Below are 19,222 nucleotides of genomic sequence, written 5' to 3' on the forward strand. Positions count from 1 at the left end.
AGGTCTTGCTTCTAGAATCTAAAACTCAATCTTCCCCTTTTCCTCCCCTTTTCCTAAAATTAAACTTCGTGGAGACTTGGATTGGCTATAGACATGGACGATATTCTGCTGTCCGTTGAAGTCATTCAGTAAGATGGTGTTTTTGACTTCTATAGACTTCGGGATTTCAGTTGCGGAAGATTCAATATAAAACCACGCCGCATCTTCCTCCACTTCATAGCCCAGATAATTCAAGGTTAATGACTTCCCATTGACCGCTAACTGATTATGTTTTAGCAAATATTCCCTGATTTGGCTTTCCAGCTTTGCCTTATCTTTCGGATTCAAAAAATCCACTTTTTCCTTGAATTCATTACCTAAAGCGACCTCCAGATCATCCCAAAAAATCTTCTGGGAGATCTCCATCTTTTTCGAATCCGAATTGTAGCGCATTTCGGTCAGACTTATAAAAAACGGATGCGCTTTGGCAATCAACAGAACTGAAATCCAAGAAATGTAAAGATGTTGCATTTAGTCAGGGCTTTCCGCCTTTTGTGGGAATTATACTGTATTTTCGCCGCAATTTACTTCTTTAGCAGTACCAAACCCCAAATATGAATTCTTTTCAATTGTATTTTAAACTCGGATTACAGCACATTCTGGATATTCAGGGTTTTGATCACATTCTTTTCGTATTGGCACTTTGCGCGGTCTATGTAGCCAGAGACTGGAAAAAAATCCTGATTCTCGTCACTGCTTTCACCATAGGGCATTCCCTCACCTTGGCTTTGGCCACTTTCAATGTCATTCAAATCCGGGCTGATGTGATCGAATTCCTTATTCCGGTGACTATTGCCTTTACGGCTTTGATTACACTATTCAAACCAAAACCGAGTAGCGGGAAGGGTATTCAACTGAATTACCTGTTTGCGGTTTTCTTTGGACTGATCCATGGTTTGGGATTTTCCAATTACCTCAAAGCACTTCTGGGCAAAGAAACCAGTATCTGGCAGCCCTTGCTTTCCTTCAACATTGGGCTGGAAGTGGGCCAAATCTTTATCGTCGCGGCTTTTCTGCTGTTGACTTCCCTAGTCAACTTGGCAGGAGTCAACAGGAAAGAGTGGACACTGGTCGTGTCAGCATTTGTCTTGGGTATCGCCTGTATGCTGATGTTAGAGACCAAATTTTGGTAAACATACTTTATGAACAGAACCTTTCCAGTCTGCTTATCAGACTGTTCATTTCGAATAATTAACGAGTAAAAAATATGATAAAAAAATTACTTGCACTCGCAGCAATTGGTCTTGTGGGAACTGCTCCAGTATGGGCACAACAGACCGAGCAAAATCACGCCGTCCGTTTTGAGCAGTTAGGCACGATGCTCCGCACGCCTAACGTTTACCGAACTGCCTCCGGAGCTCCGGGACACATGTATTGGCAGCAGCAGGCCAACTATGTGATTGATGTTGAGCTCAACGATGACAATCAATCCATCAAAGGTACTGAGACCGTCACCTACATCAACAACTCTCCGGATCAACTCAGCTATCTGTGGCTTCAGTTGGATCAGAACAACCGAAGTAAAGATTCCGATACCCCAAAAATCACTGAATCCAGCATCAATCCTCAGATGAGCCTTCGCCAGTTAGAAGGGATTCTTTGGCACTCCGATGATTATGACCTGAAGATCGCCTCCATCAAAGATTCCAAGGGAACTCCACTGAACATTGCCATCAACAAAACCATGATGCGTGTGGATCTTCCCCAGCCTTTGAAGGCGGGTGAAAGCTTCAGCTTTTCCATCGATTGGAGCTTCAATATCCACGACCGGGTAGGGTTCATTGGTGGACGTCCCGGCTATGAATTTTTCCCAAAAGACGGAAACTACCTCTACACGATGGCGGAGTGGTTTCCAAGATTGGCCGTCTATTCTGACTTTCAGGGTTGGCAAAACAAGCAATTTCTGGGTACAGGAGAATTTGCACTGACTTTTGGCAATTACGAAGTGCGGATTACCGTCCCTGCAGATCACATGGTCGGAGCTACCGGAGTACTTCAGAATCCTGAGGAGGTTCTTTCCTCCACCGAACTTGCAAGATGGAATAAAGCCAAGCAGACTTACGATGAACCGGTGATCATCCGAACTCAGGCGGAAGCAGAAGCTTTGGAAAAGAAGAAAGCCTCCGGCAAAAAGACTTGGATTTTCAAAGCTGAAAATGTCCGCGATTTCGCTTGGACCTCTTCCCGGAAATTTATTTGGGACGCTATGGCTGTAAAGCAAGGCGGAAAAGACGTGATGGCGATGTCTTACTACGGCAAGGAAGGCAACCCACTTTGGGAACAATATTCCACCAAAGTCGTGGCACACACCATCAAGTCATACTCATCCCATACCTTCGATTACCCCTATCCTACTGCCATCTCCGTAGAAGCCAGCAACGGAATGGAATACCCGATGATCTGCTTCAACTATGGTCGTCCTGACGCAGACGGTACTTATTCTGAAGCAGTGAAGTATGGCATGATCGGAGTGATTATACACGAAGTGGGTCACAACTTCTTCCCAATGATCGTCAACTCAGACGAGCGGCAGTGGTCTTGGATGGATGAAGGACTGAACACCTTTATGCAATTTATGGCCGAGCAGGAATGGGACAGAGATTACCCCTCCCGTCGTGGTCCGGCACACAAGATTGTGCCTTATATGAGAAGTGAAAGGAACACCCTTGAGCCGATCATGACCAATTCGGAAAACATCATTCAGTTTGGCCCAAATGCCTATGCAAAGCCTGCTACTGCCCTGAATATCCTGCGTGAAACGGTGATGGGACGTGAGCTTTTTGATTATGCCTTTAAGGAATATGCAAGAAGATGGATGTTTAAGCATCCTACTCCGGATGATCTGTTCAGAACGATGGAAGACGCTTCGGCAGTGGATCTGGACTGGTTCTGGAGAGGTTGGTTCTATGGAACTGATCCGGTGGACATCTCGATCGAGAATGTCACGTGGTTCAAGCTGGACAACAGACCTCCTGCCGAACGAAAGGCTGAAGCCAAAGCTGCTTATGACAGAGAGGAAGATTATATCACCCGTGAATTCAACAAAACGGATGTGCCTCAGACTGTATTGGAAGCAGATCCAAAAACCCGCGACTTCTACAATAGCTACAACCGATTTGCGGTCACTCCAGAAGATGATGCCAAATACAAGAGTTTTGTGGCAAGCCTCAGCGATCGGGAAAAAGCCGTTTTCAACAGCAACATGAACTTCTACGAAATGACCTTCAGAAATGTGGGAGGATTGGTGATGCCACTGATAATCGAATTCCACTATGCCGACGGTACTTCTGAGATTGAGCGGATTCCTGCAGAGATCTGGAGAAAAAATGAGACAGAAGTGACAAAGGTTTTTGCGAAGCAAAAAGAAGTGCTGCGATTTGTAATCGATCCCAAGCGGGAAACAGCAGATATCGACGAAAGCAGCAATTATTGGCCAAGACAATACCAGCCGAGCCGGTTTGAAATGTTTAAAGGACCTGCAGGAGTGAGAGGTGCATCTACCGGAGACAATCCGATGAAGAAGGCGAATAAAAAGTAGGAAGACGGGAGACAGAAGACCGAAGAATCTACTAAGGAATTAGCTTTCAGAGTAATTCAATTGACTCAAGTTATTTAAAAATCAAGCCCCGAGGAAAATTCCTTCGGGGCTTTTTAATGGATTTAGACCTGTCAGTCCCGAAAGCTTTCGGGACTGACAGGTCTTTTTGGCAAAATTCAAACAAAACAGACCCTAATCCACAGACGGGAAATAAGCCGATATTTTTTGGATTAAATTAGCGTTTCTAACTAGCAATCAACCCTAAAAACCTATTGCCATGAAAACAAAAAACCTGTTTCCTATTGCCTTACTAGCCTTTTTTGCCTTCTTGACCTCAAGCTCCTTTGCTCAGGGGAAAAGAGATTTCTATGAACTTCGAACGTACCATATCGAAAATGCCAATCAAGAAAGTCAGCTGGACACCTATTTTGAAAAGGCCCTATTACCTGCGCTTCACAGAAATGGATTAGAAAAAATTGGCGTATTCAAACCAGTCGCTTCTCAGCCTGATGCAGGGAAAAAGGTTTACCTCTTTATTCCCTATTCATCCATGAAAGTCTATGCAAAAATGGAAGGAAAGCTGAGCAAAGACCAAACGTATCAAACAGCGGGATCGGCCTATATTAATGCACCTCACGACAATCCCCCCTACAAGCGAATAGAAACTTCTTTAATGCAGGCCTTTACCGGTCAACCTCGGTTTACTGAGTCAAAAGTGACCAGTCCAAAGAAAGACCGAGTGTATGAGCTAAGAAGCTACGAGAGTCAGACGGAAAAACTTTACAAACAAAAAGTCAAGATGTTCAACTCTGGAGAAATGGACATTTTCACCAAGTTGGATTTCAATCCGGTGTTTTATGGAGAGGTAATCGCAGGCGCTAATATGCCCAATCTGATGTACATGACCACCTTTACCAATATGGAATCCCGGGATGCGCATTGGAAAGCTTTCGGAACAGATCCAGATTGGGATCGGATGAAAGTAATGCCTGAATATCAAAATATCATGAACCGAAATGATCAGCGGCTTTTGTATCCTACTGAATATTCAGATTTCTAAAACAAAAATGGCCGGCGATTGTCGGCCTTTTTTATTCCAAAATGGGCTTCATTGCCCACCCTCCGAATTAATGTGGATGCAATAATCACGCAAAGACGGAAAGGCGCAAAGTCTTGTCGGCTTTATCGGCTAAAAAATGACTCGGCTGATTTATGAACATTTTTATAGATTCTTTATCAGTTCAACCCACTTCGGGGTTGTCGTCCCCGTTGTTAACTTCCTTTTCCCTAGGTATGGTTGGTTCCACTTCGCTTACCAACCACGCCTAGGCCTACGCCACGGCACACAAGTATTGAAAAGTTCGACCACTATGTGGTCATAAAAGAGCGAAGCGAACTCTTTGCGACCTTGAAAAAGGCTTCCCGAGCCAGAATCCAAGAAGTTCACTTCCATCTCAAATCCCTCAACCTCTTTCCTTTTTAACCTTTGTGGTAAAAATCACTTTGCGTTCCTTTGCGGCCTTCGTGGCTAAAAAAAATAACCACAGAGAGCGGGAGAAAAATGGAGATTGTTATAAGAAATCTGTGTCCATCCGTGACTTTTTCTGTGATCATCTGTGGGACAAAATCTGCGAAGATCAGCGTCTTTTTCTGCGTAAATCAGCGGGAAATACTGACACCGTCTTAAACTTAAAAACCTAGGAGCTTTTTGTGGTAAAAATCCCTTTGCGATCCTTCGTGTCCTTTGTGGCTGAAAAAAACTTTGTTGTAAAAAACCTTTTTGGACTGAGGTAAAAACAGATCGTGCCTTCAGCACTCAAATCAGAATCTTATCCTGTAATCCCGGCATTGCATACCGGGCTGTCACAGTGCGTGCCTTTGGCACTTTTTCGCAGTGACGAGCGAAGCGAACACCTCTGCGACCTTGAAAAAAGCCACCCGAACCAATAATCTTTTGAAGTTCAATTCAAGCCCAAATCCCCCGATCTCCTTTTCTCAGTGCGCTCTGTGGTAAAAAACCCTTCACTTTTGACTTTGAAGTTCCAATAAAATCCCCTCAAACATCTCCACTCCCGTCCCGATCAACTCATCCGGAAAATCATAGGTTCCTTCATGGAGTTGGGGGCAATTTTCTCCCGCTCCAAATCCAAATAGGAATGATGGGCAAACCTGAGAAAACAAGCCAAAATCCTCTGACCAGCGAAAGGGTTCCGGCTTTTCCACCAGACTGAGACCCAGATTTTTGGCGGTTTCTTCTACCAATTGATAAAGCTCCGGGTCGTTGACTGAGACGGCAAACTGCTCCTCAAAGCCAAATTCCACGCTCAATCTTTCCGATTCAGCCACAGCTTGGGCTTTTGCCTTCACTTTTTCAACCAATTCGTCCAGATCTTGCTGGTCATAAGCCCGCAACGTTATGCTCAGACTGCCCTTGCCCGCACTGGTTCCGAAGGCCAAACTTCCCAACTCGGCGTGAATGAGCGTCAGCAAAGCAAAACCTGAAGCTTCCTTTGGTATTTGAGGCAATTCCTGAATAAGCTTTGCCAAAGCTTGTGCAGGATTGATTCCAGCTTCGGGATGAGCAGAGTGTGAGGTTTTTCCTGTCAAAGTAATAGTCATTCCGGTGCTTCCAGAGGCAAAAGTCCCGTTACGCATCACGATCTGATGCATTGGATAGCCGGGTAGATTATGCAGCGCAAAAGCAAAATCAGGTTTTATCTGCTCAAATCTCCGATCTTCCAGAACAGCCTTGGCTCCATCTCCTGTTTCTTCGGCAGGTTGGAAAAGCAGGACAACTTCTCCTTTTTCAGGTCGGTTCTGAGCTAGTTTTTCACCCAAACCGCAAATGATCGCCATGTGGCCGTCATGCCCGCAGAGATGACCTTTGTCTTTGGTCTGACTTTGATGCGGACTTTCCTTTAGGTCCTCGATCGGCAAGGCATCCAATTCACAGCGGAAAAGAAGACGCTTTCCGGGCTTTTTCCCTTTGAAGACAAAAGCCAGGCCTGTACCGCCTAACTTTTCATAAACTTGATCTGGTTCCAGTGGTTGAAAAAAATCTAAAATCCGCTGGGCAGTTTGGCTTTCTTCCAAAGCAACTTCGGGAAATTGGTGGAGGGTATGTCGGAGGTGGATCAGATTATTCATGGAATTGTGTTTAAGTCAACTTTTCCAAAGTTTGAACTTTGGAAAAGTTTAGGGTTTTGATTTCAATTTGTGGGAAAAGCTCAGGTCAAGCCAACTTAACCTGGTACCGCACACTTCGCCCTCCACCTTCCGCCACGAAAATCCCCAAGTCACGCAAATGCTGCAGGTCCCGGGTAGCAGTAGCTTTCGAAGCACCGGTAAGCGAAATGTATTTTTTGGCATTCATTCCTCCTTCAAATCCATCCGGACCTTCATCCAGCATTCGGTTTAAGGCTTTCATTTCCCGCTCATTCAATTCTTTGCCATACGAATCGAAAAGCTTGGTTTTCTGAAGTGAAAACTCAATCACTTCTTCAACTTTTTCCTGGGCTTTCATCACCACATCCCCAAAATATCGCAACCAGTCATCCACTTGGAGACTGCGTTGAGCTTGCTTAAGTTGATCGTAATACAGCTCTCGCTTGAGCTCAATGACTTGAGATAAACTAATCAAAATCGGCTGCTCGAGTCCTTGGTGAAGTGCCTTTTCTGCCAATACCCGACCGATTCGCCCATTTCCGTCCTCGAAGGGATGGATACTTTCGAAGTACAAATGCACCAAAGCCGCCCGTACGATCTGATTCCGAAGGGGCTTTTCTCCATCCGGGGCTGTAGAATTAAACCATGCAATAAACCGATTCATTTCATCGGGAATGGTCACAGATGGAGGTGCCTCAAAATGGACGGTTCCTTTGCCTAAACCACCCGAAACGACCTGCATTGGCTCTGCTCCAATCCGCCAGCATCCGGCACTGACATAGCGGTTGCCTTCCATGAGCATCTCATGCCATGAGAAAAGCACCGCTTCGCTTAGTGGCTCATTCCAAGATTGACGCATTGCAACCATCAGCTTGGCAATGCCCTTGGCACGAGGATCTTTAACTAGCCGCGGCTGCTCCTCATGGATTCCGAGGTTCTTTTTGAGGGAAGACATCACATCCACCCGACTTAAGTATTCCCCTTCGATCTCAGAAGTCTTGATCGCTTCGGACAATAGAATATCCACAAGAAGTTGGTCTTTCTTCTCTTCAGTTATTCCGGAAAATCGACCACTGGATTTTCCGGATTTCAGCAGAAACTTGAGTTGGACATCCTCGATTATTCCGGGCGTAAACTCAAACTCCGGCCAGCCTTTTTGTTGCCAATTGTAACTCATGAGCCGAATATACAAATATTCGGCTCACATTATTCAACTTTATGAGCCGATTAAGGATATTATTCGGCTCAATAAAACCTATGTTATAAGCCGAATAGAGAATTTAATTGGCTCATCATCTAAGAAAATTGAATTTAAAGCTGTCCCGAACCAAATCGAAAACCTAACCAAGCTCCCCCTGCCATCAAAAGCAAAGTCAAAAAAAGTAACAGCAGAAGCGTAGAAAGGGGCATTTCCCAATCGACGTCTCCTATTTTGAATTTGATGGGTTTCTGCCAGTTCATAGGAAAGGTTATTGGTTAATTGTTATTCGTTATTAGTGGATATGCCAAGGACAATTACCAATGCCCAATTGCGAACTTTCAAGTACTGTTGGAATGCCTTGAAAATTGAACATTGAATTTGGTCATTGATCATTTTTTCAACACCGCTTTCCAACCTTTCGCTTCAATCTGAGCTGCGGATTCTTCCACCTTCTCCCGAAGGCCGGTTTTGAATGCATCCATCTTTTTCCCAACTGCTGCATCATAAGCTCCGACAATGGAAGCTGCCAAGATACCGGCGTTTTTCCCTCCGTTCAATGCAACAGTGGCTACGGGAATACCGCTTGGCATCTGCAAAATGGATAAAATGCTGTCCCAGCCGTCGATGGAATTGGAGCTCTTCACGGGTACTCCGATCACCGGCAAACTGGTCAGTGAGGCCACCATTCCCGGAAGATGCGCCGCCCCTCCGGCACCGGCCACGATGACTTTGATGCCCCGCTCCCGGGCAGAACCCGCATAATCGATCATTCGCTGAGGCGTCCGATGCGCAGAAACAACGGTCAGTTCGTATTCAATCCCGATTTCTTCTAAAAACTGGGCCGCTTCGGCCATGACAGGAAGATCGGATTGACTTCCCATGATTATTCCTACCTGTGGGTTCATGGAGTAGATTTGATTTTGATAAGTTCTTTGATTCGGTTGGCCCGGACTTTCAGTGTTTCCACATTTTCATCCAAGATGGTCACATGTCCCATTTTGCGAAAGGGTTTGGTCAGCTTTTTTCCATAAAGATGGATATATACGCCCCTTTCGATGAGTGCTTCCTCTTTCCCCTCAATCAAAACAGGCCCTGAAAAACCATCCTCCCCGAGCAAATTGATCATGGCCGCAGGGCATCTCAAGTCTGGATTCCCCAAGGGCCAGTTCATCACTGCACGGAGATGCTGCTCAAACTGGGAAGTAAAATTGGCTTCAATCGTATGATGTCCGCTGTTGTGAGGGCGCGGTGCAATTTCATTGACCAGTACTTCACCGGATTTGGTTACAAAAAGTTCGACTGCGAGAATCCCCACCATGTCTAACTTCAGGATTACTTCTTTGGCGATTTCTTGTGCCTTCGCTTCGATCTCCACAGAAATCTGAGCTGGCGCAAAGAGGAATTCAACCAGATTTGCTGTCGGGTGAAAAGCACATTCTACCGCCGGGTAGGCAACCAAATCTCCGTTTTCGTTACGGGCCACAGTTACTGCGATTTCCTTGTCGAAGTCGATGAGTTTTTCAAGCAAGCCGGGTGCATCAAAGGCTTTTTCCAAGTCGGCCTCCGATCTCAAAATCTGGACTCCCCTTCCGTCGTAGCCTTCTTTTCCGAGTTTATTGACAGCGGGTAAAAAGTCCTTTTTGGCAATGACATCTGACTTGCTTTCAGTTAAAACAAATTCAGCCGTGGGAATCCCATTGTCCTGATAAAATTTCTTTTGCTCCCGCTTATCCTGGATCAATTTCAGAATTTGTGGCTGAGGAAAAACCTTTTTCCCTTCATCGGCAAGCTTTTGCAACGCGTCTGCATTGACGGATTCGATTTCTACGGTAATCACGTCACAGCTTTTCCCAAAGGAATAAACGGTGTCGAAATCCTTCAGCGATCCCACCTGAAAATGCTGTGCTATATCTCTGCAGGGCGCATTGGGATCCGGATCGAGAATGTGAATATCCTGATTGTAATTGATGGCAGACTGGATCAGCATCCGCCCCAATTGTCCGCCTCCTAAAACTCCGAGAATCTGGTTTTGTATTGTTTTGGCCATAGAGAGACCAAAATTAACAGATTCTCAGAGAATGAAGCATGGTTTTCCTGTATTGGGAGTATTTATCCTAAACAGTCCTGCCACTGATCAGACGAAGGATAACGGAGATGACTGCCAGTACCAAAAGAACATGGATAAGGCCTCCAACGCTATAAAAAAACACTCCCAACAACCATCCGATGACCAAAATAACTGCGATAAGATACAATAGCGAGTTCATGATTTTTTGATTTAGTTAAACAATTGATTGCAATCTGTTAAACCCAATCCAAATGCCAACTCAGACTACTTTTGGAATCTTATCCCCATTAATTCCATCAATTTATGGGCATTGAAGCTCGGACAGGGGCCTTTTTTGATTTTGTAATCAAAGTCAATGGACTTGTCCAATATCTCAGAGTGAAAGGAGAAATTGTGGACTTTCTCCACACTTTTCTCCAATTCTGACAATTCAATGTCATGTGTACTGATAATGCCAAAGCCTTTAGTCTGAAGTATCTGATGAATCAAAGCCTCCGAACCCGAGATTCGGTCTTGTGTATTGGTCCCCTTCAGGATTTCATCCAACAGAAAAAACAAAGGTTCACCGGACTCCAGTCGTTTGATCAGATTGTGGATCCGGCTCAATTCGGCATAAAAGGAACTGACGCTTTCTCCCAGATTATCTGAATTGCGCATGCTGGTGTAAAGCTGAACAGGACCTAGTGTCAAACTAGCACCGAAAGGACTGAGCCCCAGATTTGCCAAAACACAATTAATCCCCAGCGTCCGCATAAAGGTGGTCTTGCCACTCATATTTGCTCCGGTCAGGATCACGAGACGCGTCGCTGAGTCAAAATCAATGGAATTGGGGATGGCTTTCCCCGAAGAAATCAAAGGATGGCTTAATTCCTTGGCGGCTAAAAGCACCTCTTCCGTCCATTCCACTTTCCCCTTGCCTTCCAATTGCCCCTCAAATGCTCCCAAAGAAACCCAAACCTCCCATTTCTCGAGATTTTCAGGCAAATGACTCAGTGAGGGGCCTACTTTTCTTTTCCAATTCGCCAGTCTTATGAATAGCAAAAAGTCCGTCCAAAAGAGCAGGTTAATTGGCAAATAGAGCAAATTAAGACGATTTTGAGCCCAAAGCCCCAGCCGATCCAATTCACTCAATTGGCGGGAAGCGGCTAATTGGGCACTTCCAAAATTTTCCTTTTCCAAGAGAAGGCTTGGAGAATTAAATTCTTCATTCTCGATTTGCTGTGCCCGGATCCGATAAGATTTCAGTGTAGCTGCCGTCGGGATTGATTCAGCTGCCTTTTTTAATGGGATAAAAACCCGGCTCAAAAAAGCCACACCAACCAAAACCCAAAGCCCCAATACAACCTGTGGCAACAATCCAAAATAAACAAGTGCAAGAATTACCATTCCACCCAAGGGACCCAAAAATGCCAAAACTGAGATTAGAACTGAAGATTTTTCCTTTTTCTCCAACCAATGAATCCAGGATTCAGGCGCTTTTTCTTCTTTTTGGAAAGCCAATCCCACCGCTTCCACTGAGTCAAGAAACGAACGCTTTTTTGAAAGTTCAGCAACTGCGGCAGCTCGGGATTGCGAAGTTTCAGGATCAAAGGAACTTGTCATCAGGTTAGCCAACCGCCTTTTCCCTTTTTTGGAAGTGGTGTGGTTGAGCAATTGAAAAAGAGAATGGGTCCCAAACAGATCCAAATCCCCCGAAAAAGGATGGTTTTTGTCGGAAAATTCCACCCCGGGATCCAAAGTCGCCAAATTTCTGGATAGCCTCAATTCCTGATTTTTGATCATATCTGCCAAAGCCAGATAAATCCGCTCCTGATCTTTGAGGGAATTGGTCTTTTGGATTAGCTTGATAAAACCTCCCAGGGCCAAAAAGGCAGGCAACAACCAAAATGGATTTTCGGCCAAGCCCAAAACAAATAAAGCGGCAGTTCCAAAAAAAGTAAGCAAACGAAAGAGGCTAAGCCTGGAATTTTGGCTTTGTAAGGTTTTGAGCTTTTCGGGAATGCGCTCGGTTTTGAAATCAAAATCAATCATAGACAAAGATAACCATTGTATTGAAGGCTAAAATTGATTTATATTTGCAATATTGTTGCATTTAAAGAGACTATGTTGGAATTGAAGTCAGAAACAAGTGTGAGTAAAAATCCATTCCATCGGATAGTTATAGCAGCCTTTATCGTCGTGACTCTGGTTTCGGCACAGCGTCCACCTGACCGAATGTGGGAACTTTTCTCCAAAACAAGGTTTACGGAAAAGCTAAACCGAAAATTCGGGCAGTATTTCTACTATCCAAATTTCCCTGAAGAGCTTAAAAAGTTGGAGGGTCAAACGGTGGAACTTCAGGGTTTTTTCATTCCCCTGGAGATGGGAAATGTCAATACACTCATTCTCTCCAAATATCCCATGGCCGAGTGCTTTTTCTGCGGCGGATCAGGGCCGGAAAGTGTAGCCGTCGCTTACCTGAAAAGCAAACCCACCCAAAAACTAAAAATGGATCAGATCATCAAAGTTCGTGGGACGCTTCATCTCAATGCCGAGGATGTCGAAGAGATGACATTCATCTTGAAAAACGCGGAAATTATTAAATAAGCTATGAACAAGAAACTACCTGTCACCGTTTTGAGCGGCTTTTTGGGTGCTGGAAAAACGACGCTTCTCAACCACATTTTGCATAATAAGGAAGGGCTGAAAGTGGCCGTAATCGTCAATGACATGAGCGAAGTCAATGTCGACGCGAATACCATCGCTCAGGGAAACACCCTCTCTAAAACAGAAGAAAAACTGGTCGAAATGAGTAACGGATGCATCTGCTGCACCCTAAGGGAGGACTTGATGCTGGAAGTGGAAAAGCTTGCCCGGGAAAACCGGTTCGACTACCTGCTCATCGAGAGCTCGGGGATTTCTGAGCCGCTCCCGGTGGCACAGACCTTCAGCTTTGTAGATGAGGAAAAAGGCATTGACCTTTCCCGTTTCAGCCGATTGGACACCTTGGTGACTGTGGTGGATGCGTTTAATTTCCCCAAAGATTTTGGCAGTGCGGAGACCGTCTATTCCAAAGGTATGAATGAAGATGAGGAGGATCAACGGTCCATCGTCAATCTCCTGACTGACCAAATCGAAGTTGCAAACGTGATTTTACTGAATAAGACCGATCTGGTCAGCCCCGAACAGGCAGGCGAACTCAAAGCCATTCTCCAAAAACTCAATCCCAAGGCAAAAATCTTGTATTCGGACCATGGGAAAATCCAACCTGAGGTGATCCTGAACACCGGACTCTATGATGCCGGGGAACTGGAAGGAACGGAAGCCTGGCAAGAGGAGCTTCAAAAAGACCATACACCCGAGACTGAGGAGTACGGCATTACAAGTTTTGTATTTAGGGACCGCAGACCATTTCATTCGGAGCGATTCTGGAACTACATCAGTGAATCCTGGCCGGCAAGTATTATAAGAAGTAAAGGACTGTTTTATATTGCCTCCCGAAAGGATCAGGCGATCTCCTGGTCACAGGCAGGTGGGAGCCTCAAGGCAGATCCTGTGGGTGTTTGGTGGGCTTCAATGCCATTCAAGCGAAGAACGCAGTATGCCTCTTTCATCGAAAACCAAAAAATGATTGAGAGTAAGTGGGATAAAAAATTCGGGGATCGCATGAATGAGCTGGTGCTCATAGGACAATATCCGGACGAAGAACAAATCCGAAAAGAGCTTGAAAGTTGTCTTTTGACAGATCGGGAACTTGATTTATTTCACCAGGGAAAATCATTTAAGGACAATTGGCCGTTTTAACATCAAAGCCAAAAAAAATGAAAAAGCAGAAAACACAAAAACCCCTGGCCGAGGAATGGGATCTGAGTGAAGGTATGGGGATCTTGCCAAGTGATATTTCCCTTACTCAAAACATTGGTTGTGTGAGTGAAAGAATCAAAAAACCAAGTCAGGATAGGCACAAAAAGGAAAATAAAGCATAAATTTAGTCCGTTTTTAAACTACTATATTTTATGAAAAAATCATTTTACTCTCCCCTGATTTTGGGGCTATTCTCAACGCTTATTTTCTCTTGTACAGAAACTGATCCGATTGTTCCTGAACCAAATCTGGCTGTCGTGGAGGACGAATTTAAAATCAATTCTGCTTTCGAGGATTTGGATTTTCTCACACTTGATGTGCTTCAGAGAAGCGGTTTGGGATTGCGTACACAGTCTACGGCTGACCTTTGTGCAAATGCATCAGTGACTCACAATCAAAATTCCAAAAAAATTACCATTGACTTCGGTACAGGATGTACCAGTCCAAATGGTGTGATTCGAAAAGGGAAAATTCTTCTTTCCTACACGGGATCTAATTTCCTTTTCCCCGGAACCTCCATCATCACCACTTTTGAAGGATACGAAGTGAATGGCCTGATTATCCAAGGAACGCGCACAATTACGAATGCTGGAATTGACTTGATCAACAGTAAGGTGTCGCTCAATGTGAAAATCGAAAAAGGCTCAATCACTTGGCCTGACAATTCCAAGGTTACTTACAACAGTACCCAAAATCGCCAAATAACTTTGGCCACCTCAGGTTATGAGGCTTCCGTAACCGGATCGGCAACCGGTAAAAGCAGAAAAGGAATTGACTACACGGCAACTGTTACCGAACCACTGATCATTAAAGAGGATTGTGCTCGCAAAGGAATTTACATTCCTAGTCTAGGTGTCTTGGCCTTCAGCTACCAAGGAGTAGCCGTATCTGTTCACTACGGATTCGGTACATGCGACAAAGTAGTAGAAATCAGGTACCCGGGTGGGGCTAAAGAAATCACGCTCGATTAACAGTTCTAAAATCCAAATTCAAACGGCTATCTTTCGAGGTAGCCGTTTTTTATTTGCCGTGGAAAAAAAGCTGATCAAAGGACATCAACATATTCGCTTTGAAAGACCCGACCTTTCAGTAGACGAGCTGATCAAAAACTCCTTAGCGTTTTACAAAGAAATGGCCTCCCGGCGTACAGTGCGGGAATTTGATTTTCGGACGGTTCCACTCGAGGTGATGGAAAATATCATCCGTACCGCAGGAACTGCTCCATCAGGAGCACACAAACAGCCATGGACCTTTTGCCTGATTTCTGACCCGGAAATCAAACGCCAAATCCGTATGGCTGCGGAAGAGGAGGAAAAAATATCCTATTCTCAACGAATGCCTGAGGAATGGAAAGCCGATTTAAAACCTTTGGGCACAGACTGGGAAAAACCGTTTTTAGAAGAAGCACCTTACCTGATAGTGGTATTCAAGCAATTTTATGGTATCGAAAACGGAGAAAAAATTCAGCATTACTATGTGTCGGAATCGGTCGGCATCGCCTGTGGTTTTCTGATTGCAGCCATCCATCAGGCTGGCTTGGTGACTGTAACACACACACCAAGTCCTATGAATTTTCTAAGCAAAATATTGGGAAGACCCGCACATGAAAAACCCTACCTGCTCTTACCGGTTGGGTATCCCAAAAAAACAACTTATGTGCCTGATATTGAACGAAAGGAATTGGAAAAAATAGTGGTTAAATATTAAACACAGGATAAAATAACAGATCTAAAGATCGAATTTCACATCTATAACACATCTATAATTCACGGATCATGAAATGCCCATGATCCCGTAGGTATGGGATCACACAGGGGGATGATTATCAAAGGGCATTCCATCTGACCATTAAAAAACAAATTATAAACAGATGAAATACCCATGTCGAAAGAGCGACACACAGGAGCATGATTATCTGGGGGTATTCCATGTGGCAATTAAAAACCAAATTATAAACACATGAAATACCCATTTCGAAAGAGCGACACACAGGAGCATGATTATCTGGGGGTATTCCATGTGGCAATTAAAAACCAAATTATAAACACATGAAATGCCCATGATCCCGTAGGTACGGGATCACACAGGGGAATGATTATAAAGGGCATTCCATGTGACAGCTAAAAAACAAATTATAAACAGATGAAATCAACTTTTTTCAACCCAATCAATGGGCTGACAATTTTAGGCTTGTTGCTATTTGCATCATGCGAAAAAGAAGAAGACCTTCCCTCAAATCAGGTAAATGAAACTGAGGAAACGGCGCAGGAAGTAGATTTAACTACTACCATGGAGGATATTGACAAAGTGACTTTGAGCAGCTTTCAGCGAAATGGCTTTGCCAACAGGTCTCTTTTGACAATGGAGGAGGATCTCTGTGAAAAAGTAAAAATTGAATGGTTGCCCGGTGTCAAAAAAATGATCATTGATTTTGGTCAGGGATGCACCAGTCCAAGGGGTGTTACCAGAAAAGGGAAAATCATCGTCACTTACACCGGGAGATATTGGTCTCCGGGATCTGTCATCACCTCAATTTTTGAAAACTTCTACATCAATGACCGGATGATCGAAGGAGTCCGGGTCATTACAAATCAGGGATTCAACGAGAATGACAAATTTTTCACATTCAAGATTGTGATCGAGGGTGGGAAGATTACCTGGCCTGACGGAACTTTCAGGACAGTTGAATCCAGACATGTCTAACGTATTTTTCTTCCAATTGGAGACCGTGGAGTTATCTACAAAATTGCCGGAAGTAGCAAAGGCGTAAACAGAAACGGAAATGACTACCTCGTAGAAATAACCGCTCCAATGCTTTTTTCAGACCGTTGTATTCGATCCGGAATCAGGATTCCAAGTGCCGGAGTGATGGTAATGCGTGTTAGATCAAAAGATGAAATCAAAATCGATTTTGGTCCAGATGCCTGTGACCGCATTGTCACCATCACCCGCGGTGGCGAAGCAAAAACAGTGACTTTGCCCATACGTCTTTAGCAAAGATTTAAAATAAAGGCATAAATCAGCGATGGAATGATCTTGTATGCCAGTGCAATTCCCTGTCGTAAAAGTGAATTAATCGTTTCCGGAGATAATTCCATGGTTTAAGCGGTTGGTTTAAAATCTAAAATAAGACCAAAACTTGCCATCTAAATGCCCAAAACCAACTGATTTGATATGTTTTTATTCCTGCCTTTGCCAAAATCCGTTCCAAATCGGCCTTTTGAAAACTCCTCAAAACAGAGAGCGAAGCGTCATGCTGTACCATTTGAGATTTGCTGAACAGCTTGGTTAAGATCCGGATGCTGTGAAAAGCGAACCAATGCCGATGCAGGTCATTGATGACCAATCCAAGGTTGGATTTTTGTCGAAAAGACTGAATCAATGTAATTAATTCAGCGTCAGTAAAGTGATGGGTAAAGAGCGTACAAGTGATGATGTCTACTTTTTCCTTCGAAAATTCAGGTTCAAATACATTCTGAACCTGCCAGTTGACATTGGTCACATCGTTAAGCCTAACCTTAGCGAGCTCGATAATGTTAATGTTGGCATCAATTCCTACAAAATCCACTTGCTTTTTGTTCGATTCAGCCCATTCATTCATTATCCGAATCATATCTCCTCCACCGCAGCCAATATCAGCAATACGGTAGCTGGACTGCGGATTTAGCTTCATGATTTTTGCCAATCCATTGGTGGTCACATGATTTCCCCCGAGCCAATGATTGATGGTTTTCAGTTCACGAAGCGTTTGCTTAAGTTCCTGACCCGAACATTCGAGATCATCCATCAGCTCTTTTTCTTCGCTTCGCTTGTCAAATTTGCTCATTGCTTGATCAGGTGCATGGTTTCCAAAGTCAAACCGGGGCCAAAACCCATTGACAATATCTCCCCTTCTACCAGGGGATCCTTCATCATCCGCTCCAAAACAAACAGGATAGTGGCAGAAGACATATTCCCAAATTGTTTTAATACCTGCATTGCGTGAAAATTTACTTCAGGACCGAGTTCAAATGCCTCCTGGACTTTTTGCAAGATTTGCTTCCCGCCCGGATGAATCGCAAAGTTCTGGATCTGGCTTAGCCTGAACTTTTTTTCAAAAACATCTTTAAGTTCCCGGATCCCTTTGTCCAGTAGTGCGGGAATGTATTTGCTAAGCCTCATTTCAAAACCAAAATCACCAATACCCCAAGCCATATCCTGCTCCCCTTCTCTGAAGACCTGACTGAGATATGAATTGATTTTCAGGCCTTTCTCAGAATTCATCACCAAAGCAGCGGCAGCACCGTCTCCAAACAGGGAATTTGCAAGGATATTATCCTCTGTATAATCTTTCTGAAAGTGAAGTGTACACAACTCGACCGAGACTACCAAAACCTTTGCCTCCGGCTCAGCTCGGAGAATTTTATCAGCGAGCTTCAATCCTGTAAATGCGGCATAGCAACCCATAAAATGAACACAATAGCGCTCTACCTCATCCTCAAGCCCGAGTTTAGCCATGAGCTCAAGCTCCACCCCCGGCGCAACCATCCCTGTACAAGAGACCAAAATCAGATGAGTCAGGGACTTGGCAGCTACACCGGTTTGATCCAGGCAGGAGATCGAGGCTGATGCAGCAAGTCCGGGAGCCGTCCGCCGGAACACTTCCATTCTGGCCTTGGTCCCCGGAAAGGGGAGAAGTTGCTCATTTTTAGGGAAAAAAGAGAAATCTTCAATGAGTAACTTATCAAAGTCCTCCAAGGCACTGTGCCGGAAATTGATGCCTGACATGCGATAAAATATACCGAGCTTTCGACTGTCGGTCTCGTCCAGCTGATGGGCCAGCTTCATAAATCGGGCTATTTCTGCCTGGGGAATTGGGGTTCCCGGATTGGAAAGCCCGATGCTGACAATACTGGAATTCATCAAATCAAGTTAAGCGAATATTTCTAAATTGGGACTCATTCAATACAACCATCCTGCCAAGAGAAGGTTAAACTTTAAAATTAAATGATGGGGAAAAGTGCTCCTTTTTAGGCAAAAAAAAATTGGTCTGGAATTACCTTCAATATTGGATTGATTTTTTGATGAGATAAGAGCGTCAGTCTGCCGTGGCAGAGGGGTCGGAATAAAACTCCAACGATGAAATAGAAACCAATGACCACGGAGTGGTCAAACCTCTCAATAACCCTAGGTGCAACCTAGGGATCCGTGCAACCTGATCTTAGAAACCAACCCTGCAAGGCATTGGCGTTAACTTAGCGATATATAATTTTCAGATCTTGTTGATAATGAGATCTTTTTCTTGTTTCATAGCAACAATATTTGGCTAGTGCCTCTATCGCCAGGCAAGGTTCATTTGGTTTGCTTTGTAATTCATTCAGAATTAGAA

Annotated in this window: 20 protein-coding genes; 10 read left to right on the forward strand and 10 right to left on the reverse strand. The window is 44.3% G+C overall.

Annotation, left to right across the window (positions count from 1 at the left end; all coding sequences use genetic code 11):
• Positions 1–18: 18 nt before the first annotated feature.
• Positions 19–510 carry a DUF6702 family protein gene (locus tag BLQ81_RS12365; RefSeq protein WP_092730434.1) on the reverse strand — a complete coding sequence of 164 codons (492 nt, stop codon included), beginning with the start codon at positions 508–510 and terminating at the stop codon, positions 19–21.
• Between the two features lie 83 nt (positions 511–593).
• On the opposite strand from BLQ81_RS12365, the gene BLQ81_RS12370 reads away from it, so the two are divergent.
• From BLQ81_RS12370 to BLQ81_RS12380, 3 genes are all read left to right on the forward strand, one after another.
• A complete protein-coding gene (locus BLQ81_RS12370; protein ID WP_092730436.1) occupies positions 594–1,172 on the forward strand; it encodes a HupE/UreJ family protein in 579 nt (192 codons plus the stop codon).
• A 74-nt stretch (positions 1,173–1,246) separates the two neighbouring features.
• Positions 1,247–3,577, forward strand: coding sequence for a M1 family metallopeptidase (locus BLQ81_RS12375; RefSeq protein ID WP_092730438.1), 2,331 nt, complete (start codon positions 1,247–1,249; stop codon positions 3,575–3,577).
• Between the two features lie 277 nt (positions 3,578–3,854).
• Positions 3,855–4,637, forward strand: coding sequence for an NIPSNAP family protein (locus tag BLQ81_RS12380; RefSeq protein WP_092730440.1), 783 nt, complete (start codon positions 3,855–3,857; stop codon positions 4,635–4,637).
• A 962-nt stretch (positions 4,638–5,599) separates the two neighbouring features.
• On the opposite strand, the gene BLQ81_RS12390 is transcribed toward BLQ81_RS12380, so the two are convergent.
• The 7 genes from BLQ81_RS12390 to BLQ81_RS12410 form a co-directional block, all read right to left on the reverse strand.
• Positions 5,600–6,724: an amidohydrolase gene (locus BLQ81_RS12390; RefSeq protein WP_092730444.1), complete on the reverse strand. Its 1,125-nt coding sequence runs from the start codon at positions 6,722–6,724 to the stop codon at positions 5,600–5,602.
• An 85-nt stretch (positions 6,725–6,809) separates the two neighbouring features.
• Positions 6,810–7,919 carry a Fic family protein gene (locus BLQ81_RS12395; RefSeq protein WP_092730446.1) on the reverse strand — a complete coding sequence of 370 codons (1,110 nt, stop codon included), beginning with the start codon at positions 7,917–7,919 and terminating at the stop codon, positions 6,810–6,812.
• A 134-nt stretch (positions 7,920–8,053) separates the two neighbouring features.
• Positions 8,054–8,203 (reverse strand): hypothetical protein, encoded by a 150-nt coding sequence (locus BLQ81_RS22290; RefSeq protein WP_175454228.1) that lies wholly within the window; start codon positions 8,201–8,203, stop codon positions 8,054–8,056.
• A gap of 129 nt (positions 8,204–8,332) precedes the next feature.
• Positions 8,333–8,848, reverse strand: a complete 516-nt coding sequence (purE, locus tag BLQ81_RS12400) for a 5-(carboxyamino)imidazole ribonucleotide mutase (RefSeq protein ID WP_092730448.1) — start codon at positions 8,846–8,848, stop codon at positions 8,333–8,335.
• Positions 8,845–9,990, reverse strand: a complete 1,146-nt coding sequence (locus BLQ81_RS12405; RefSeq protein WP_092730450.1) for a 5-(carboxyamino)imidazole ribonucleotide synthase — start codon at positions 9,988–9,990, stop codon at positions 8,845–8,847. Before BLQ81_RS12405 ends, purE begins: the two co-directional genes overlap by 4 nt.
• A 67-nt stretch (positions 9,991–10,057) precedes the next feature.
• Positions 10,058–10,210, reverse strand: a complete 153-nt coding sequence (locus tag BLQ81_RS22020) for a lmo0937 family membrane protein (RefSeq protein WP_139183630.1) — start codon at positions 10,208–10,210, stop codon at positions 10,058–10,060.
• Between the two features lie 65 nt (positions 10,211–10,275).
• Positions 10,276–12,042, reverse strand: a complete 1,767-nt coding sequence (locus BLQ81_RS12410; RefSeq protein ID WP_092730452.1) for a MutS-related protein — start codon at positions 12,040–12,042, stop codon at positions 10,276–10,278.
• Between the two features lie 72 nt (positions 12,043–12,114).
• Between BLQ81_RS12410 and BLQ81_RS12415 the strand changes: the two genes are divergently transcribed.
• The 7 genes from BLQ81_RS12415 (at position 12,115) to BLQ81_RS22025 (ending at position 16,848) form a co-directional block, all read left to right on the forward strand.
• Positions 12,115–12,597, forward strand: a complete 483-nt coding sequence (locus BLQ81_RS12415) for a hypothetical protein (RefSeq protein WP_245693255.1) — start codon at positions 12,115–12,117, stop codon at positions 12,595–12,597.
• A gap of 3 nt (positions 12,598–12,600) precedes the next feature.
• A complete protein-coding gene (locus BLQ81_RS12420) occupies positions 12,601–13,794 on the forward strand; it encodes a GTP-binding protein (protein WP_092730454.1) in 1,194 nt (397 codons plus the stop codon).
• Positions 13,795–13,811: 17 nt separating this feature from the next.
• On the forward strand, positions 13,812–13,976 hold the full coding sequence (locus tag BLQ81_RS22295) for a hypothetical protein (RefSeq protein WP_175454229.1): 165 nt from the start codon (positions 13,812–13,814) through the stop codon (positions 13,974–13,976).
• Between the two features lie 30 nt (positions 13,977–14,006).
• Positions 14,007–14,825: a hypothetical protein gene (locus tag BLQ81_RS12425; protein ID WP_092730456.1), complete on the forward strand. Its 819-nt coding sequence runs from the start codon at positions 14,007–14,009 to the stop codon at positions 14,823–14,825.
• 58 nt (positions 14,826–14,883) lie between these two features.
• On the forward strand, positions 14,884–15,561 hold the full coding sequence (locus BLQ81_RS12430; protein WP_092730458.1) for a nitroreductase family protein: 678 nt from the start codon (positions 14,884–14,886) through the stop codon (positions 15,559–15,561).
• Between the two features lie 435 nt (positions 15,562–15,996).
• On the forward strand, positions 15,997–16,557 hold the full coding sequence (locus BLQ81_RS12435) for a hypothetical protein (protein ID WP_092730460.1): 561 nt from the start codon (positions 15,997–15,999) through the stop codon (positions 16,555–16,557).
• Positions 16,558–16,665: 108 nt separating this feature from the next.
• The gene (locus BLQ81_RS22025) at positions 16,666–16,848 is read left to right on the forward strand and encodes a hypothetical protein (RefSeq protein ID WP_139183631.1); all 183 of its coding nucleotides are present in this window, start codon (positions 16,666–16,668) and stop codon (positions 16,846–16,848) included.
• A 127-nt stretch (positions 16,849–16,975) separates the two neighbouring features.
• Here BLQ81_RS22025 and BLQ81_RS12445 read toward each other — a convergent pair whose 3' ends face one another.
• Positions 16,976–17,680, reverse strand: a complete 705-nt coding sequence (locus tag BLQ81_RS12445) for a methyltransferase domain-containing protein (protein WP_092730465.1) — start codon at positions 17,678–17,680, stop codon at positions 16,976–16,978.
• Entirely contained in the window at positions 17,677–18,756 is a 1,080-nt protein-coding gene (locus tag BLQ81_RS12450) for a type III polyketide synthase (protein ID WP_092730467.1), read from the reverse strand. The genes BLQ81_RS12445 and BLQ81_RS12450 overlap by 4 nt, the downstream gene beginning before the upstream one ends.
• Between the last annotated feature and the right edge of the window lie 466 nt (positions 18,757–19,222).

The organism is Algoriphagus alkaliphilus, from assembly GCF_900103735.1.
Classification (GTDB): domain Bacteria; phylum Bacteroidota; class Bacteroidia; order Cytophagales; family Cyclobacteriaceae; genus Algoriphagus; species Algoriphagus alkaliphilus.

Coding starts and splice junctions, on each gene's coding strand:
- BLQ81_RS12380 (WP_092730440.1), top strand. CDS start 3,855: ATGAAAACAAAAAACCTGTTTCCTATTGCCTTACTAGCCTTTTTTGCC.
- BLQ81_RS12410 (WP_092730452.1), bottom strand. CDS start 12,042: ATGATTGATTTTGATTTCAAAACCGAGCGCATTCCCGAAAAGCTCAAA.
- BLQ81_RS22025 (WP_139183631.1), top strand. CDS start 16,666: ATGCTTTTTTCAGACCGTTGTATTCGATCCGGAATCAGGATTCCAAGT.
- BLQ81_RS22295 (WP_175454229.1), top strand. CDS start 13,812: ATGAAAAAGCAGAAAACACAAAAACCCCTGGCCGAGGAATGGGATCTG.
- BLQ81_RS12370 (WP_092730436.1), top strand. CDS start 594: ATGAATTCTTTTCAATTGTATTTTAAACTCGGATTACAGCACATTCTG.
- BLQ81_RS22290 (WP_175454228.1), bottom strand. CDS start 8,203: ATGAACTGGCAGAAACCCATCAAATTCAAAATAGGAGACGTCGATTGG.
- BLQ81_RS12415 (WP_245693255.1), top strand. CDS start 12,115: ATGTTGGAATTGAAGTCAGAAACAAGTGTGAGTAAAAATCCATTCCAT.
- BLQ81_RS12365 (WP_092730434.1), bottom strand. CDS start 510: ATGCAACATCTTTACATTTCTTGGATTTCAGTTCTGTTGATTGCCAAA.
- BLQ81_RS12395 (WP_092730446.1), bottom strand. CDS start 7,919: ATGAGTTACAATTGGCAACAAAAAGGCTGGCCGGAGTTTGAGTTTACG.
- BLQ81_RS12375 (WP_092730438.1), top strand. CDS start 1,247: ATGATAAAAAAATTACTTGCACTCGCAGCAATTGGTCTTGTGGGAACT.
- BLQ81_RS12445 (WP_092730465.1), bottom strand. CDS start 17,680: ATGAGCAAATTTGACAAGCGAAGCGAAGAAAAAGAGCTGATGGATGAT.
- BLQ81_RS12390 (WP_092730444.1), bottom strand. CDS start 6,724: ATGAATAATCTGATCCACCTCCGACATACCCTCCACCAATTTCCCGAA.
- BLQ81_RS22020 (WP_139183630.1), bottom strand. CDS start 10,210: ATGAACTCGCTATTGTATCTTATCGCAGTTATTTTGGTCATCGGATGG.
- purE (WP_092730448.1), bottom strand. CDS start 8,848: ATGAACCCACAGGTAGGAATAATCATGGGAAGTCAATCCGATCTTCCT.
- BLQ81_RS12405 (WP_092730450.1), bottom strand. CDS start 9,990: ATGGCCAAAACAATACAAAACCAGATTCTCGGAGTTTTAGGAGGCGGA.
- BLQ81_RS12450 (WP_092730467.1), bottom strand. CDS start 18,756: ATGAATTCCAGTATTGTCAGCATCGGGCTTTCCAATCCGGGAACCCCA.
- BLQ81_RS12435 (WP_092730460.1), top strand. CDS start 15,997: ATGAAATCAACTTTTTTCAACCCAATCAATGGGCTGACAATTTTAGGC.
- BLQ81_RS12420 (WP_092730454.1), top strand. CDS start 12,601: ATGAACAAGAAACTACCTGTCACCGTTTTGAGCGGCTTTTTGGGTGCT.
- BLQ81_RS12425 (WP_092730456.1), top strand. CDS start 14,007: ATGAAAAAATCATTTTACTCTCCCCTGATTTTGGGGCTATTCTCAACG.